The organism is Luteibacter sp. CQ10 (assembly GCF_040900725.1).
Classification (GTDB): Bacteria; Pseudomonadota; Gammaproteobacteria; order Xanthomonadales; family Rhodanobacteraceae; genus Luteibacter.
This window is the reverse complement of the sequence record NZ_JAEUYM010000001.1, coordinates 455,186-472,456: the sequence shown is the minus strand read 5'-3', so window position 1 is coordinate 472,456 and position 17,271 is coordinate 455,186. Positions and strand designations below refer to the sequence as shown.

The 17,271-nt window shown below is 66.1% G+C and carries 9 protein-coding genes; 6 read left to right on the top strand and 3 right to left on the bottom strand.

The window, feature by feature from the left end:
- Window positions 1-182 precede the first annotated feature (182 nt).
- Complete coding sequence (locus JNG39_RS02195; RefSeq protein WP_368309402.1) at window positions 183-5,099, bottom strand: NAD-glutamate dehydrogenase; 4,917 nt, start codon at window positions 5,097-5,099, stop codon at window positions 183-185.
- Window positions 5,100-5,367: 268 nt separating this feature from the next.
- On the opposite strand from JNG39_RS02195, the gene JNG39_RS02190 reads away from it, so the two are divergent.
- The 3 genes from JNG39_RS02190 to JNG39_RS02180 are packed head-to-tail and all read left to right on the top strand — an operon-like array spanning window position 5,368 to window position 10,577.
- Entirely contained in the window at window positions 5,368-6,024 is a 657-nt protein-coding gene (locus tag JNG39_RS02190; protein ID WP_368309401.1) for a TetR/AcrR family transcriptional regulator, read from the top strand.
- Complete coding sequence (locus tag JNG39_RS02185) at window positions 6,021-7,256, top strand: efflux RND transporter periplasmic adaptor subunit (protein ID WP_368309400.1); 1,236 nt, start codon at window positions 6,021-6,023, stop codon at window positions 7,254-7,256. The genes JNG39_RS02190 and JNG39_RS02185 overlap by 4 nt, the downstream gene beginning before the upstream one ends.
- A 12-nt stretch (window positions 7,257-7,268) precedes the next feature.
- Window positions 7,269-10,577: a multidrug efflux RND transporter permease subunit gene (locus JNG39_RS02180; protein ID WP_368309399.1), complete on the top strand. Its 3,309-nt coding sequence runs from the start codon at window positions 7,269-7,271 to the stop codon at window positions 10,575-10,577.
- Between the two features lie 157 nt (window positions 10,578-10,734).
- Here JNG39_RS02180 and JNG39_RS02175 read toward each other — a convergent pair whose 3' ends face one another.
- Window positions 10,735-11,895 (bottom strand): acyl-CoA dehydrogenase family protein, encoded by a 1,161-nt coding sequence (locus JNG39_RS02175; protein WP_368309398.1) that lies wholly within the window; start codon window positions 11,893-11,895, stop codon window positions 10,735-10,737.
- A gap of 171 nt (window positions 11,896-12,066) precedes the next feature.
- Between JNG39_RS02175 and JNG39_RS02170 the strand changes: the two genes are divergently transcribed.
- The 3 genes from JNG39_RS02170 to metH are packed head-to-tail and all read left to right on the top strand — an operon-like array spanning window position 12,067 to window position 16,779.
- A complete protein-coding gene (locus tag JNG39_RS02170) occupies window positions 12,067-12,993 on the top strand; it encodes an ArsR/SmtB family transcription factor (RefSeq protein ID WP_368309397.1) in 927 nt (308 codons plus the stop codon).
- 13 nt (window positions 12,994-13,006) lie between these two features.
- A complete protein-coding gene (locus tag JNG39_RS02165) occupies window positions 13,007-14,083 on the top strand; it encodes a homocysteine S-methyltransferase family protein (RefSeq protein WP_368309396.1) in 1,077 nt (358 codons plus the stop codon).
- Window positions 14,080-16,779 carry a methionine synthase gene (metH, locus tag JNG39_RS02160; protein WP_368309395.1) on the top strand — a complete coding sequence of 900 codons (2,700 nt, stop codon included), beginning with the start codon at window positions 14,080-14,082 and terminating at the stop codon, window positions 16,777-16,779. The genes JNG39_RS02165 and metH overlap by 4 nt, the downstream gene beginning before the upstream one ends.
- A 102-nt stretch (window positions 16,780-16,881) precedes the next feature.
- Here the strand turns inward: metH and JNG39_RS02155 are convergent, their stop codons facing one another.
- A complete protein-coding gene (locus JNG39_RS02155) occupies window positions 16,882-17,214 on the bottom strand; it encodes a lipid-A-disaccharide synthase N-terminal domain-containing protein (protein ID WP_144911123.1) in 333 nt (110 codons plus the stop codon).
- Between the last annotated feature and the right edge of the window lie 57 nt (window positions 17,215-17,271).

Here is a 17,271-nt window from a genome sequence, read left to right as displayed (position 1 = left end):
CAAAGACGACGCCTGCATGATGCCGCGCCCCCGCTTGGTAGGAGCCGCTTCAGCGGCGATGGGAGGTTGCGACTCGGTGAGGGATCACCGATGCGATCGGCTCCCACCCCTTCGATGGCAGGCTTGTCGCAACCTGGCTACCGAAGGGGTGGGAGCCGATCGTATCGGCGAATCAAGCGGCCTCAGACCGGAATCTGGGCCAGCTGCGCCAGGCGGCGGACGGCGACCGAGGCGATCGGGTAGTCCGCGTTCTGGGTGAGGATTTCCGCCAGCATCGCCCGGGTGTACTTGAGCGTGGCGTCGTCGCGCTCGAGCCACGCCTGCACCGGCGACACGTCGGAACGGTCGCCCGCCACGGCGAGCACCTGCAGCGCCAGGGCGCGATGCTGGGCGTTGAGTTCGTCCAGCAGCGAACCGCGGGCCTGGGCATGCCATGCACCTTCCACGGGCAGCGCCTCGATCTGGCCACGCAACCACTCGAGGTCGAGCGCTTCGGCCAGCTCGTAGAACACCTTCGCGACGGCGGCCATGCTCTTGCCGCTCTGCCTGGATACCTCGACCATGTCGAGCGCCGCGCGCAACACCGGAATGCGGGCGAGGCGGACGGCCAGCGTCTCGGGCAGGCCGAACCCTTCCCACTTCTCCTGGCTGGCGGCGAAATCGCCGCGACCGGTGTCGGTGAGGGCCCCGGGCAACGCCTCGCGAAGCACCGTCACCTCGGCGGCGTAGCGATCGACGTTGGCGGCGATGTCCAGCGTGCCGCCCGGACGGTTGAGCAGCCAGCGGGTGAGATGGCGCAGCAGCGACCAGATCTGCAGGATCGCGTCGATCTGGGTGTCTTCGGCCACGGTGCCGTCGAGCGCCTCGATCTCGGCCCACAGCTCGCGCGCGTCGAGGATCTCGCGGGCGGCGGTGTAGGCCTTGGCGATGGCGGCGGGCCCCTGGCCGGTGTCTTCCTGCATGCGCATCATGAAGGTGGCGCCCATGCGGTTGATCGTCGAGTTGGTCACCGCGGTGGCGATGATCTCGCGCTTCAGGCGATGGCGCTGCATGTGCTCGGCGTACTTCTCGTGCAGCGGCACGGGGAAGTAGCGCACCAGCTCACGCGACAGGTACGGATCTTCCGGCACGTCGGAATCGAGCAACTGCTGGAAGAGGCGGATCTTGTCGTACGAGAGCAGCACCGACAGCTCGGCACGCGTCAGGCCCAGGCCCTTCTGCTTGCGCTCGGCCAGTTCGGCCGGCGTGGGCAGCGATTCGACCTGGCGATCGAGCAGGCCTTCGGCTTCCAGCGTGCTGATGAAATGCGCCATCGATCCCAGGCGGCGCACCGACTGGTGCTCCATGAGGGTGATGGCCTGGTTCTGCCGGTAGTTGTCCCACAACACGAGACGGCCGACTTCGTCGGTCATCTCGGCCAGCTGCTTGTTGCGGCCTTCGAAGGTGAGCTCGCCGCGCTGCACGGCGTCGTTGAGCAGGATCTTGATGTTCACCTCGTGATCGGAGGTGTCCACGCCCGCGGAGTTGTCGATGAAGTCGGTATTCAGCAGCACGCCCGCCTGACCCGCCTCGATGCGTCCCTTCTGGGTCATGCCGAGATTGCCGCCCTCGCCGACGATCTTGCAGCGCAGTTCGTTGCCGTTGACGCGCAGGCCGTTGTTGGCGCGGTCGCCCACGTCGGCGTGCGTTTCGCTCGTGGCCTTCACGTAGGTGCCGATGCCGCCGTTCCACAGCAGGTCGACCGGCGCCTTCAGGATGGCCGAGAGCAGGTCGTTCGGCGCCATGTGCGCGGCATCGGAGCGGATGCCCAGCGCCGCGCGCACTTCCGGCGACACCGGAATCGACTTGGCGCTGCGCGGATACACGCCGCCGCCGGCGGAGATCAGCGACTTGTCGTAGTCGTCCCACGACGAACGCGGCAGCGCGAACATGCGCTGGCGCTCGGCGAAGGTCTTGGCCGCGTCCGGGTTCGGGTCGAGGAAGATGTGCCGATGGTCGAATGCGGCCAGCAGGCGGATGTGTTCGGAGAGCAGCATGCCGTTGCCGAACACGTCGCCGGACATGTCGCCGATGCCGACCACGGTGAAGTCCTGCGTCTGGCTGTCGCGACCCAGCGCGCGGAAGTGGCGCTTGACCGACTCCCAGGCACCCTTGGCCGTGATGCCCATGCCCTTGTGGTCGTAGCCGTTCGAGCCGCCGGACGCGAAGGCGTCGTCGAGCCAGAAGCCGTGTTCGGTGGAAATCGCGTTGGCGATGTCGGAGAACGTGGCCGTGCCCTTGTCGGCGGCCACCACGAGGTACGGGTCGTCGTTATCGTGGCGCACCACGTCGTGCGGCGGCACCACCTTGCCCTCGACGAGGTTGTCGGTGATGTCGAGCAGGCCGTTGATGAACATGCGATAGCACGCGATGCCCTCGGCCAGCTGCGCGTCACGATCGCCGCCCACCGGCGGACGCTTCACGAAGAAACCGCCCTTGGAGCCGACGGGCACGATGACGGTGTTCTTCACCATCTGCGCCTTCACCAGGCCGAGCACTTCGGTACGGAAATCCTCGCGGCGATCGGACCAGCGCAGGCCGCCACGGGCGACCGGACCGAAGCGCAGGTGGATGCCCTCCACGCGCGGCGCGTAGACGAAGATCTCCCGGAACGGCACCGGCTTGGCGAGTTCGGGCACCTTGTGCGAGTCGAACTTGAAGGCCACGTACGCGCGGAACGCGCCGTCCCACCTCTGGTAGAAGCTGGTGCGCAGCGTGGCGTGCACCAGCGAGATGAAGCTGCGCAGGATGCGGTCTTCGTCGAGGCTGGACACGTTGTCGAGCAGCGTGTCGATGGTCTTCTCGATCACCTCGGCCTGTTCGGCGCGCGGACGCGACAGCACGGCCACCAGGTGGTCGACCAGACCCGGGTGGGCCGCCAGCGTATCGGCGTCGATCAGCGCGTGCATCTCGTGCGAGAGCATGCCCTCGGCGTAGGCGCGCTCCTTCTCGTCGAGGCTTTCGCGGCGTGGGTCGAAGCGCGCGTTGAACAGCTCGATGATGAGACCGGCGATGGCCGGATAACGGTTGAGCGCGTCTTCCATGTAGGCCTGGGAGAACGCGACGCCCGTCTGCAGCAGGTATTTGCAGTAGCCGCGCAGCACGGCCACCTGGCGCCAGTCGAGCTTGGCGCCGAGCACGAGGCGGTTGAAGCCGTCGTTCTCGGCGTTGCCGCGCCAGATCTGTTCGAAGGCGTCTTCGAAGAGGGTACCGACCTGCTCCACCTCGAAGGCGAGGCGGCCGACCGGCTGTACTTCGAAATCCTGGATGTAGAGCGACCCGTCGGCGAGCTTCACTTCGTACATGTGCTCGGTGAGCACGCGCAGGCCGAGGTTTTCCAGCTGCGGCAGCACTTCGGAAAGCGCGATGTCCGAGCCGGAGCGGTAGACCTTGAAGCGCAGCTCTTCCGGGCGATGAGGCGGATGGTAGAACGACATGCTGACGGCGTCGGGGCCGTCGAGCCCGGCCAGCGACTTCACGTCGGCGGCGGCCACCTGCGGCGACACCTCGTCGACGTAACCGGCGGGCAGCGCCTTGCCGTAGCGATTGGCGAGGATGATGCCCTGCTGCTCGCCCATCGATTCGATGAGGCGGTCGCGAAGTTCGTCGTACCAGTTGCGCGCGATCGAGGCGATCTGCGTTTCCATCGCGACGGCGTCGTATACGGGGTGATCGCCGATGCGCGGGCGCACCACCACGTGCAGGCGCACCAGCGCGGCCTCGCCCATCAGCACGGCCGAGTCGACGTGTTCGCCGTGGAACGCCTCGCGCAACACGCCCTCCACGCGCTCGCGCACGGTGGTGTTGAAGCGGTCGCGCGGAATGTACACCAGGCACGAGAAGAAGCGGCCGTAGCTGTCGCGGCGGATGAACAGGCGCGTGCGCGTGCGCTGGGCCAGTTCGAGCAGGCCGACGGCCAGCGCGTAGAGTTCGTCGGTGCTGCACTGGAACAGCTCGTCGCGCGGCAGCGTGTCGAGGATGTGGCGGAGCGACTTGCCCGAGTAGGAATCGCGCTTGAGGCCCGAACGGGCCATCACGGCCTCGCACTTGTCGCGCACCAGCGGCACGTGCTGCGGGTGGGCCATGTAGGCGTTGGAGGAGAACAGCCCGAGGAAGCGCTGTTCGGCCACCGGACGGCCCTTGTCGTCGAACTTGAGGACGCCGATGTAATCCATGTAGCCCGCGCGATGGATCGGCGAACGGGCATTGGTCTTGGTGAGGATGATGGCGTCGGTGGAGCCCGAACGCGGCAGTTCGGAGGCCACGAGGGTACGCAGCGAACGCGGCGCCAGCGACCGCTCGGCGGTGCGCAGGATGCCCAGGCCCGAGCCTTCGACGGTCTTGAGGACGTCGTCGCCCTCGCCCGCCGCCACTTCGTATTCGCGGTAGCCCATGAAGGTGAAGTGCTCGTCGGCCACCCAGCGCAGGAACGCGGTGGCCTCCTGCACCTCGTCGGCCGTGTACGGCAGCGACCGGTTGGCGAGGTCGTCGGCCACCTCCAGCATCTTGCCGCGCATGGCCTTCCAGTCGGTCACGGCCTCGCGCACGTCGGACAGCGCGGTATCGAGATGGGCCTTCAGGGTCTCCAGCTCGCCGTCGTCGAGGCGATCGATCTCGAAGCGCATCACCGACTCGGGCTGGCCGCTGCCGATGCGTTCCAGCACGCCGGCCGCCGAACGCGTCACCGGCACCACCGGGTGGATGATCGCGTGGATGTCGGCGTGGGACGCGGCCACCATCGACACGGTGTCGACCAGGAACGGCATGTCGTCGGTGACGGCCTCGATCACGGCGCGGCTGCCCGATACGCCGGGGTTGTACACGCGCATCTTGGCCTGGCCCGGCGCGCGCTCGCGAATGAAGCCCAGCAGGTCGGCGATCAGGGCCGCCCAGCGATCCGGCGCGTGCAGCGCGTAATCGGCCGGGGCGATCCGCTCGAAGAAGGCCTCGATAAAAAAGCGCGCCTCGTCGAGGCGCTCCGCGGGATAATCGATTTTTTTCAGTTCATCGAAGACGACGGTGTGAAACTGGCCGTTTTCGGGCGCGCGAATCGCATTCATGGGCGGATGTCGGCTTGGGGAGAGAGGAAAACCGATAAAGGATAGCTCTCAGCGACATCAACTAGCCACAGCCGCGAAACGTCAGCGGAAACGGATTTATCGATGCATCGCGGCATAACCGGGAGGCGTCGTGGGAATATGCGCGCGACGGCATCGGTGCGAAGGAATGTGCAACGCAGCAATTCCCGTTTTTGTCCGGTAAATAAACCGTTGACGCTGGCCGGACCGAGATTCTAAACTGGACGGTATAGTCCAGCAGGTAACGCTCGTGTCGCACCTGGATCCCCGCCCCGCTCAAGATCATCAGCAGCGGGTGCTCCAGGCGGCCTGTGCGTTATTCCTGCGTGACGGTTACCGCGTCAGCATGGGAGCCGTGGCACGCGAGGCGGGCGTGTCAAAGCAGACCGTGTATGCGCACTTCGCCAACAAGGACACGCTGTTCCATGCCGCCGTCGAGCAACTCGTGCTGCCCCTGCATGCGAGCCTCACCCCCGAAAGCCGCAGCCTGCCAGCCACCCTGCACGCCCTGGCGCAGGCCCACCAGACCCATGTGATGGATCACGCCAACGTCGCGCTCGGCCGGATGCTGATCGCGGAAGCGCCCCGGTTTCCGGCGGCGGCGAAAACGTTCTTCCGCCTCGCGATCGACACCCTCGCGAAGCGGTTGGCCCGATTGATGGCCGAGGCCATGGACCAGGGCCGGATGCGCCGGGAAGATCCCGACGTGGCGGCCGAGCTGTTTCTTGCCATGATGCACGGCGTGGAAGGCGACCGGCGCCTCTTCGGCGGCCGGGCAAGGGGACGCAAGGCACAGGACGCATGGGCAAGGCACGCGGTAACCGTATTTATGCACGCGTACGACATCCTTCCGGATGCCCCGGCGCGAACGAACAAGAAACCTGGAATCGGAACGGAGTTCTCATGAAACCCCTGCCCCTGCGCACTTCCCTGCTGGCCGCCGGCCTCGTCGCCGCACTCGCCGCCTGCCACAAGCAGGAAGCTCCCCAGCAGCCGCCCCCGCCGGAAGTCGGCGTCGTTTCGGCCCAGCCGCAGGACGTCCCGCTCGTCCAGGACCAGGTCGGCCGGCTCTCCGCCTATCGCACGGCCGACGTCCGCGCCCGCGTTCCCGGCATCCTGCTGCATCGCCTCTACGAGGAAGGCACCGACGTCAAGGCCGGCCAGCCGCTCTTCAAGATCGACCCGCAGCCGCTGAAGGCCGAACTCGACCAGCAGGTGGCGCAGCTCGCCTCGGCGCGCGCCACGGCGGCCAACGCCAAGGCGCAGGCCGATCGTGCCCGCGGCCTGATCGGCAAGAACTACGTCTCGCGCCAGGACCTCGACACCGCCGAGGCCAACGAGCGCACGGCCAATGCCGCGGTCAAGCAGGGCGAAGCCGCCGTGCAGGCCGCGAAGATCAACCTCGGCTTCACCGACGTGGTCTCGCCCATCGACGGCCGGGCGGGCCAGCAGCAGGTGACCGAAGGCGCCCTGGTCGGCCAGAACGAAACCACCCTGCTGACCCAGGTCGACCAGATCGACCAGCTCTACGTGAACTTCAGCATGTCGGTGAGCGATCTCGATACGCTGCGTCGCGCCGCCGCCGCGGGCAATGCCACGCTCTCGGATACCGACAAGTCCACCGTCACCATCCAGTTGCCCGATGGTTCCGACTATGCCGAGAAGGGCCAGCTCGACTTCTCCTCGGCCACGGTCAACCCGCAGACCGGTACGGTGAACCTCCGCGCGAAGCTCGCCAATCCCGACATGCGCCTGCTTCCAGGCCAGTTCGTGACGGTGAAGGCCGACCTGGGCAGCCTGCACAACGTGTTCCTCGTGCCGCAGGCGGCCGTGCTGCGCGATGCCAACTCGGCGTACGTGATGGTGGTCGGCGAGGCGAAAGTGAAAGATCCGCAGTCGGGCAAGGAGAACACCGTACCGTCCGCGGCCGTTCGCCGCCCGATCAAGGCCGACCGCATCGACGGTCCGAACTGGGTGGTCACCGGCGGCCTCAAGCCGGGCGACCAGATCATCGTGCAGGGCCTGCCCAAGGCGCGCGAAAACGCGCCGGTGAAGGCGTCGCCCGCGCAGCAGCAGCCGGCCGCGGGTGATGCCGCCGGCCAGGCGGCTCCGCAGGCCGCCGGCGGCGGCAAGCAGTAAGGGAGTTCTCTCATGCCGAGTTTCTTCATCGACCGCCCCATCTTCGCGTGGGTGGTGGCGATCCTGATCAGCCTCTGCGGCACGATCGCCCTGCTGAACATGGGTATCGAGTCGTATCCGAACATCGCGCCTCCCCAGGTCGTGGTGACCGCCACCTATCCGGGTGCGAGCGCGGACACCACCGAAAAGACCGTGACCCAGGTCATCGAGCAGCAGCTGACCGGTATCGACCACCTGCTCTACTTCAGCTCTTCCTCCAGTTCCTCGGGCCAGGCACAGGTCACCCTTACCTTCGAGACGGGCACCGATCCCGACATCGCCCAGGTGCAGGTGCAGAACAAGGTGTCGCTCGCGACGCCGCGCCTGCCTTCGGAAGTGACCCAGCAAGGCGTGGTAGTCGCCAAGTCCAACCCGGACTTCCTGATGTTCGTGGCGCTCACCTCGAGCAACCCGGCCATCGACGGCGACCGCCTCACCGACCTGGTCTCCTCGCAGGTGCTCGACCAGATCGCGCGCATCCCCGGCGTGGGTAACACCCGCCAGCTGGGTTCCGAATACGGCATGCGCATCTGGGTGAACCCGGACAAGCTGCGTGGCTACGGCCTCTCCGCGTCCGATCTGCGCAACGCGCTCAGCACGCAGAACGTGCAGTTCGCCGCGGGCTCCATCGGCACCGATCCCGCCGTGAACGGCCAGGGCTTCAGCGCCACGGTGTCGGCCGAAGGCCGCTTCACCACGGCCAAGGAGTTCAGCGACATCATCCTGCGCGCCAACAACGACGGCACGGTGGTGCGCCTGAAGGACGTCGCCCGCGTCGAGCTCGGCCCGCAGACCTACGGGTTCAACGCCCAATACAACGGCACGGCCACCGGCTCGTTCGGTGTGCAGTTGCTGCCCGGTGCCAATGCGTTGAACGTCGCCAACGCCGTGCGCGCCAAGATGGACGAGCTCTCCAAGAGCTTCCCCGACGGCGTGACCTGGTTCACCCCGTACGACTCGACCAAGTTCGTGGTGATCTCCATCGAGGAAGTGGTGCATACCCTGGTCGAGGCGATCATCCTCGTCTTCCTCGTGATGCTGCTGTTCCTGCAGAACTTCCGCGCCACGATCATCCCCACCCTGGTCATCCCGGTGGCCCTGCTGGGCACCTTCCTCGGCCTGTCGCCGATGGGCTTCACCATCAACCAGCTCACGCTGTTCGGCATGGTGCTGGCCATCGGCATCGTGGTGGACGACGCGATCGTGGTGATCGAGAACGTCGAGCGCATCATGAGCGAGGAGCATCTCTCGCCCAAGGAAGCCACGCGCAAGGCGATGGGCCAGATCACCGGCGCCGTCGTGGCGATCACCGTGGTGCTAGCGGCGGTTTTCATTCCTTCTGCCCTCCAACCGGGTGCCTCGGGCATCATCTACAAGCAGTTCGCGCTGACGATCGCCGTGTCGATGGGCTTCTCGGCCTTCCTCGCCCTCTCGTTCACCCCGGCCCTTTGCGCCACCATCCTGAAGAACGAGCACGGCAAGAAGAAGAACGTCGTCTATCGCAAGTTCAACGAGGTGTTCGACTGGACCACGCACACCTATTCCGGGCACATCGGCTCGGCCGTGCGTCATGCACCGCGCTGGATGATCGTGTTCGTGCTCATCGCGGTCCTTTGCGGCTTCCTGTTCAGCCGCCTGCCGACCAGCTTCGTGCCCGACGAAGACCAGGGCTTCGCGCTGGCCATCGTGCAGTTGCCGCCAGGTTCGAGCATCGCCCGCACCGAAAAAGTCATGGGTGACATTCGCGGGGTATTGCTGAAGGATCCGTCGGTGGAAGGCGTGTTCCAGATCTCCGGCTTCAGCTTCGTCGGCCAGGGCGAAAACGTGGGCATGGTGTTCATTCGCCTGAAGGACTGGAGCGAACGCGACACCACCGCCACGGAATTCATCCAGCAGGCCAATGGCAAGGTGCAGTCGGTTCGCGACGCCACCATCTTCGTGGTGAACCTGCCGACGATTCGCGGCCTTTCACAGTTCGGCGGCATCGACATGTACCTGCAGGCACGTGCCGGACAGTCGCGCGAAGAGCTGACGCAGGCACGCAACGTGCTGTTGGGCAACGCCGCGCAGAACAAGGCGCTGGTCGGCGTGCGCCCGAACACGCTGGAAGACGCGCCCCTGCTGCAGCTGAACGTCGATCGCACGCAAGCGCAGACCATGGGTCTGTCGGTGAGCGATATCTACACCGCCATCCAGCTCACCCTGGCGCCGGTCTACATCAACGACTTCCAGTACGGCGGTCGCGTGAAGCGCGTGATGGTGCAGGCCGATGCCCCGTACCGCATGGGCACCGACGCCTTCCAGCACATCTTCACGCCGAGCGGCAACGTCCAGGCCACCACGGGATCCGCCGCCACCGGCGGCTCGGTCGCCAGCGCGTCGACGTCCACCGACAACAACATGGTGCCGCTGTCGAGCGTGGTCCATTCCAAGTGGACGATGGCGGCCCCTGCCCTCACCCGTTACAACGGCTATTCGGCCGTGGAAATCGTGGGTAACAACGCCCCCGGCTACTCCACCGGCCAGGCAATGGGCATCGTCGAGAACATCGTCAACGACAAGCTGCCCAAGGGCTTCGGCTATGACTGGACGGGCCAGTCCTACCAGGAAATCCTGGCGGGCAACTCGGCCACCATGCTCATGGTGCTGTCCATCGTGATCGTGTTCCTGTGCCTCGCCGCCCTGTACGAAAGCTGGTCCATCCCGGTGGCCGTGCTGCTGGTGGTGCCGCTGGGCATGCTGGGTACGGTGGTGTTCTCGATGCTGCGCGGCCTGCCGAACGACATCTACTTCAAGATCGGCCTCATCACCGTCATCGGCCTGGCGGCGAAGAACGCGATCCTGATCGTGGAATTCGCGGTGGAGCAGCAGCAGGAAGGCAAGACGCTGCGCGATTCGGTGGTGGAAGCCGCCCGCCTGCGACTGCGTCCCATCCTGATGACCTCGATGGCGTTCATCCTCGGCGTGCTGCCGCTGGCGATCTCCACCGGCGCGGGCGCCAACTCCCGCCACGCCATCGGCACCGGCGTGATCGGCGGCATGCTGTTCGCCACCTTCCTCGGCCTGCTGCTGATCCCCGTGTTCTACGTGGTGGTCCGCCGCATGCTGGGCGACAAGCTCGACGAGGCCTCGCAGAAGTTGCCGCACCATGGCCCCGACGACGGCCATGACCCGCACGGCGGCAACGGCCCGGGTCCCGTGAACACGGGTCCGCACGCACCGAACGTCGGTGACGTAAGGGCCTTCGATTCGGATCCCCGCAGGGGCACGGATCGACCGTAACGGTTAAAAAAAAGAGCCCGGCGAACGCCGGGCTCTTTTTTTGTGCGCTCCATCGTTTCGCGATAACCGACCTCAAGGCGCCGGGTTCCTGCGCACGCGGGAACCCAGCGCCTTTCGTCCGAGGGAGCGACCACGCCCCTACGGAAAAGCACGCCCCTCAGCGCAACCCCGTCTCCGCACGCGCGATCACCAGGCGCTGGATCTCGCTCGTGCCCTCGTAGATCTCGGTGATCTTCGCATCACGAAAGTAACGCTCCAGCGGCATTTCCTTCGAGTAACCCATGCCGCCATGGATCTGCACCGCCTGGTGCGCGATCCACATCGCCGCCTCGGACGCCACCAGTTTCGCCATCGACGCCTCGGTGCCGAAGCGGCCGCCGGTCTTCTCCACCTGGGCCTTCGTCCACGCCGCGCGCAGCGTCAGCAGCAGGGCCGAGTCCAGCTTGCACTTCATGTCGGCGATCTTCGACTGGGTCATCTGGAAGGTGCCGATCGGCGTGCCGAAGGCCTTGCGATCGCGCGACCACTGCAGCGTGGCCTCGTAAGCCGCGCGGGCGATACCCACCGCCTGCGACGCGATGCCGATGCGGCCGGCGTCGAGCACGCCCATGGCGATGGAGAAACCCTTGCCCTCGTCGCCGAGCATGTCGTCCTTCGGGCACACGTAATCGTGGAACTCGATCTCGCAGGTGGCCGAGGCGCGGATGCCGAGCTTGGGCTCGGTCTTGCCCGCGAGGAAACCAGGGCGCTGCGTGTCGATGATGAAGGCCGACACGCCCTTGGCGCCGATACCCGGCGTGGTCACGGCGAACAGCACGATATAGCGCGCGACCGGGCCGGAGGTGATCCAGCTCTTCTTGCCGTTGATGACCCAGTCGCCGTCGGCGTTCTTCACCGCGCGGGTGTGCATGTTGGAGGCGTCGGAACCCGACTGCGGTTCGGTGAGCGCATAAGCGCCGATGGCCTCGCCCGAGGCGATGGCGCGCACGTACTTCTGCTTCTGCTCCTCGGTGCCGTTCTTCAGGATGCCGTTGCAGAACAGGGAATTGTTCACCGACATGATGGTGGAGGTGGCGGCGTCGGCCGCGGCGATCTCGACCATGGCCAGCACGTAGGCGACCGGGTCCATGCCCGCGCCACCGTACTCTTCCGGCACTTCGATGCCCATCAGGCCCAGCTGGCCCATCTCGCGAATGTTGTCCAGCGGAAACTCGCCCTTGGCGTCGAGTTCGGCGGCTACCGGCGCGATGCGCTTCTGGGCGAAATCGCGGGCGATGGACTGGATCGACAGCTGGTCGTCGGTAAAACGGAAATCCATGGGTATTACCTCACGCAGGCCCTTCGGCCGGCAGGTTCTGTGGGGAAGACAATCCGACCATTCTAACGGCCGTTCGATCCTTTGCCGCCCTGCACCGCAACATGCGGCCTTGACCTTGGGCGCCATCGGCCGCATCCTTGGTATCTCTGTATCGCGATAAAAGGATGTTGGATGGATCTCTCGACCGCCTCCACGGTGCTGCGGCTCCTGGCGGATCCAACCCGTGTCCGCCTGCTCGCCCTGCTCGACCGCGAGGAGCTCACCGTGGCCGAGCTGGCCGCCGTGCTCCACCTGGCCCAGCCCCGCGTCTCGACCCACCTCGCCAAGCTCAAGGAAGCCGAGCTGGTACGCGATCGCCGCGCGGGGGTGTCCGCCTATTATCGAGCCAACGCCGAAGCCGACCCCACGCTGGCCGCGTTGGTGGCATCGCTGCGCGATACGCTCAGCGACGCCCTGCTCCGCGAAGACGCCGAACGCCTGCCCGCCGTGCTCGCCCAGCGCGCCCGCAGCGAGGGTTGGGCCGACACCGTGGCCGGCGACATGGAGCGCCATTATTCGCCGGGCCGCACCTGGGAAACCCTGGCCCGCTCGCTGCTCCAGCTGCTGGAAACCGGCGACGTGCTCGACATCGCCTCCGGCGACGGCGTCACCGCCGAACTGCTGGCCCCGCACGCCCATTCCATCGTCTGCATCGACAGCTCCGAACGCGTGGCCGACGCCGCCCGCCAGCGCCTCGCCGCCTTCCCCAACGTGGAAGTTCGCCAAGGCGACATGCACGCGCTGGACCTCGGTGACCGCCGCTTCGACCTGGTGTTGCTGATGCACGCCCTCACCTATTCGGAGCATCCCGACGAGGTGTTCCGCCAGGTGGCGTCGGTGCTCAAACCCGGCGGCCGCGTGCTGGCCGCCACCCTGGGCGAGCACGACCACCGCGCGGTGGTCGAGCCCTTCGACCACCGCAACCTCGGCTTCGGCTGCGAAGGCCTCTCGGCCCTCGCGCGCGACGCCGGCCTCGACGTGGTCAGCTGCGAACGCCTGAGCCGCGAGCGCCGCGCGCCGCATTTCGAAGTCATCAGCCTGCTCGCCCGCAAGCCCTGATCCGGAGGCCTCCATGAGCACCCTTCCCTGGCTCCACCCCGATCGCGTCGCCCTCATCGAAAAGGGCCTCGCCGAGCGGATCATGATCCTCGACGGCGGCATGGGCACCATGCTCCAAGGCCATCAGCTCGACGAATCCGGCTACCGCGGCGAGCGCTTTTCCGGCGGCCACGACAGCCTGCACGAGCACGACCACCCGGGCGAGTGCGATCTCAAGGGCAACAACGACCTGCTGCTGCTCACCCAGCCGCAGATCATCAAGGGCGTGCACCGTGCCTATCTCGAAGCGGGCGCCGATTTCGTCGAAACCAACACCTTCAACGCCACGCGCGTGAGCCAGGCCGATTACCACCTCGAACACCTCGTGCCCGAACTCAACCGCGAAGGCGCCCGGCTGGCCCGCGAGGCCTGCGACGAGATGACCCGGCTGACGCCGGACAAGCCGCGATTCGTCATCGGCGTGCTCGGTCCCACCAGCCGCACGGCGTCGATCTCGCCCGACGTGAACGACCCCGGCTTCCGCAACATCGACTTCGAGGAGCTGAAGGCCAACTACGTCGAATCGGCCCGCGCGCTCATCGAAGGCGGCGCCGACACGATCATGGTGGAAACCATCTTCGACACCCTCAACGCCAAGGCCGCGCTGTTCGCGCTCTCGGAACTGTTCAACGAACTGGGTGCGCGCGTGCCGGTGATGATCTCCGGCACCATCACCGACCGTTCCGGCCGCACGCTCTCGGGCCAGACCGCGGAAGCCTTCTTCTACTCGGTGGAGCATATCCAGCCGCTGTCGGTAGGCCTCAACTGCGCACTCGGCGCCGAAGACCTGCGCCCGCACGTGCAGATGCTCGCCCGCATCGCCAACGCGGCGGTCAGCACGCACCCGAACGCGGGCCTGCCGAACGCCTTCGGTGAATACGACGAAACGCCCGAGAGCATGGCCGCCACCATCCGCGACTTCGCGGCGAACGGCCTGATCAACATCGTCGGCGGCTGTTGCGGCACCACGCCCGCGCATATCGCCGCGATCGCCGAGGCCGTTTCCCCCTACCCGCCCCGCATCCGCCAGGCCAGCGCGAACGCCGCATGAGCATCCGTTATACCCGCCTCTCCGGCCTCGAGCCGCTGGTCCTCACCCCGGACCTCAACTTCATCAACGTCGGCGAGCGCACCAACGTCACCGGCTCGGCGCAGTTCCGCAAGCTGATCAAGGAAGGCCGTTACGAAGAGGCCGTGGACGTCGCCCGCCAGCAGGTGGAAAACGGCGCGCAGATCATCGACATCAACATGGACGAAGGACTGATCGATTCCGAGGCGGCGATGACGCGCTTCGTGAACCTGATTTCGTCCGAGCCGGACATCGCCCGCGTGCCGATCATGGTCGATTCTTCCAAATGGAGCGTGATCGAAGCCGGCCTGCGCTGCATGCAGGGCAAGGGCATCGTCAACTCCATCTCGATGAAGGAAGGCGAGGCCCTGTTCCTCGAACATGCCCGCAAGGTGCGCCAGTACGGCGCCGCCGTGGTGGTGATGGCCTTCGACGAGGCCGGCCAGGCCGACACGAAGGAGCGCAAGGTCGAGATCTGCTCGCGCGCCTACGAGCTGCTGGTGGACAGGCTGGACTTCCCGCCCGAGGACATCATCTTCGATCCGAACATCTTTGCCGTCGCGACGGGCATCGAAGAACACAACAATTACGCCGTGGACTTCATCGAGGCCACCCGCGAACTGAAGCGGCGATTTCCCGCCTCGCACATCTCCGGCGGCGTCTCCAACGTCTCGTTTTCGTTCCGCGGCAACAACCCGGTGCGCGAGGCGATCCACTCGGTGTTCCTCTACCACGCCATCGCGGCGGGCATGGACATGGGCATCGTCAACGCCGGTGCGCTGGCCATCTATGACGACCTGCCGGAGGAACTGCGCGAGCGCGTCGAGGACGTCGTACTCAACCGCCGCCCGGACGCCACCGAACGCCTGCTCGACATTGCCGACACCTACAAGGGCGGCAAGGGCGGCGCGGTCGTCGAATCCGCCGCATGGCGCGAAAAGACCGTGATCGACCGACTGAGCCACGCGCTCGTGCACGGCATCGACCAGTACGTGGTGGAAGACACCGAGGAAGCGCGCCAGTTGTCCTCCCGTCCGCTCGACGTGATCGAAGGGCCGTTGATGGCCGGCATGAACGTGGTGGGCGATCTCTTCGGCGCGGGCAAGATGTTCCTGCCGCAGGTGGTGAAATCCGCGCGCGTGATGAAGAAGGCCGTGGCCCACCTCATTCCCTTCATCGAGGAAGAGAAGAAACGCTCCGGCGACGTGGGCAAGAGCAATGGCAAGATCGTGCTCGCCACGGTGAAGGGCGATGTCCACGACATCGGCAAGAACATCGTGGGCGTGGTGCTCCAGTGCAACAACTTCGAGGTGATCGACCTCGGCGTGATGGTGCCCACGCAGAAGATCCTCGACATCGCGCGCGCCGAGAACGCGGACATCATCGGCCTCTCCGGCCTCATCACACCCTCGCTGGAAGAAATGAGCCAGGTGGCCCGCGAGATGCAGCGCCAGGATTTCCAGGTGCCGCTGATGATCGGCGGCGCCACCACCTCGCGCGCGCACACCGCGCTGCGCATCGAGCCGCATTACAAGTCGCCCACCGTCTGGGTGAAGGATGCTTCGCGCGCCGTGGGCGTGGCGCAGTCGCTGGTCAGCAAGGACCTCGTCGACGAATTCATCGCCAAGGTACGTTCGGAATACGCCGAGGTGCGCGAACGGCATCGCGGGCGCGGTACCGGCAAGCAACTGGTGCCGCTGGCGAAGGCACGCGCGCAGCGTTTTCGCGGCGACTGGGAAAACTACGTGCCTCCCGCCCCGAAGACGTCCGGTATCACCGTGTTCGACGACTACGACCTGGCCGAACTGCGCGACTACATCGACTGGTCACCGTTCTTCAACGCCTGGGAATTGGCGGGCAAGTTTCCAGCCATCCTCACCGACGAGGTAGTCGGCACGCAGGCCAGCGAGCTTTATCGCGATGCCCAGGCGATGCTCGACCGCATCGTCGCCGAGAAGTGGCTCACCGCCCGTGGCGTGATCGGCTTCTGGCCGGCGGCCCAGGTCGGCGACGACATCGAGGTCTTTGCGGAACCGGGCACCGGCAAGCGCAAGGCCGCGGTCACGCTGCGCCACCTTCGCCAGCAGGCCGACAAGCCGGTGGAACGTCCCGATTTCTGCCTGGCCGACTTCGTCGCACCGAAGGACGTCGACGTGCAGGACTGGATCGGCGGTTTCGCCGTGACCGCCGGCATCGGCATCGACGAGCACGTGGCCCGATTCGAAGCCACCCACGACGACTATTCGTCAATCCTGCTCAAGGCCCTGGCCGACCGTCTCGCCGAGGCCTTTGCCGAACGCATGCACGAGCGCGTGCGCAAGGAGTTCTGGGGGTATGAGCCCAACGAATCGCTCGATAACGACGCCCTGATCAACGAGGCCTACCGGGGCATCCGCCCCGCCCCCGGGTATCCGGCCTGCCCCGAGCATACGGAGAAGCGCTCGTTGTTCGAACTGCTCGACGCGACGAAACACACCGGTATCGAGCTCACGGACAGCTTCGCCATGTATCCCACGGCGGCGGTGTCGGGGTGGTACTTCTCGCATCCCGACAGCCAGTACTTCGTGGTGGGACGGCTTACCCGGGAGCAGGTGGACGATTACGCGAAGCGCAAGGGCTGGGAGCGCGCGGAAGCCGAACGGTGGCTAGCGCCTTACCTCGATTACGATCCCGATTGATTCGCTTCGCAGGATTCGCGGACACGGTCCGCTCCCACCCCTTCGGTAGCCATGTCACCGAAACCTGGCTACCGAAGGCGTGGGAGCCGATCGTATCGGCGATCAGTTGTCCTCGGGCCCACCCGGCTTGACGGTTTCCTTGGTGTCCTTGTGCCGCAGGTGCGCGAACACGTTGTAGAACGACACCAGCATCGGAAACGCCGTCTGGATGATGCCCACCGAGTCGTTCTTGCCCCAGATGAAATAGGCCAGGGTCAGCACGCTGCCGCTCACGGAGAGATACCAGAACGACATCGGCACCGTGACCCGCTTGTTCTTCTTCGTGGCGTAGAACTGCACGAACCAGCGCGCCGTGAAGAGCAAGGTGCCGAGGAGGCCGACGAGCTTCCAGGGGGTGAGGATGATGAGATGGATGTCGGCGAGTACTTCGTGCATGGCGGTATCCGGGCGTCGTCACCGGGCCATTTTAAGCACCGCGGCTTGCTGGGGGCT